The organism is Adlercreutzia equolifaciens (assembly GCF_029076695.1).
Lineage (GTDB): Bacteria > Actinomycetota > Coriobacteriia > Coriobacteriales > Eggerthellaceae > Adlercreutzia > Adlercreutzia equolifaciens_A.
This window is the reverse complement of sequence record NZ_JARFIK010000366.1, coordinates 1-303: the sequence shown is the minus strand read 5'-3', so window position 1 is coordinate 303 and position 303 is coordinate 1. Positions and strand designations below refer to the sequence as shown.

The following is a 303-nucleotide window of genomic DNA, read 5'->3' as shown; positions in this document are numbered from 1 at the left end:
AACCGCTGCATTCTGGGCGTGGGCATCTTCCTCACCATCATGCTCTGGGTCGTGCCCTCCCTACACACGAACATCGCCCCCGTGCCCCTTTTGGCGGCCTGCACCCTGTGGTACGTCGTCTACAAAGTAGGCGAGCAACTGGCAAAACACCGCTACGAAGCCCCCGACCCCGACACCGACGAAGTAGAAGAAAGCGCCGCCCTAGCCAAACAGCAGAAGCCCCCTAAGTTCAAGGCGTGATGGATAAACGCAGCGCGGACGACCCAGCCCAGTTTACCGGTTCTCAATAGACCCGTGATTCTT

General features: G+C 59.1%; 1 protein-coding gene. It reads left to right on the top strand.

Annotated features, from left to right (window positions below):
* A partial coding sequence (locus PZH32_RS12775) for a hypothetical protein (protein ID WP_275208633.1) occupies positions 1 to 240 on the top strand: 240 nt, incomplete at its 5' end.
* Positions 241 to 303: the final 63 nt, after the last annotated feature.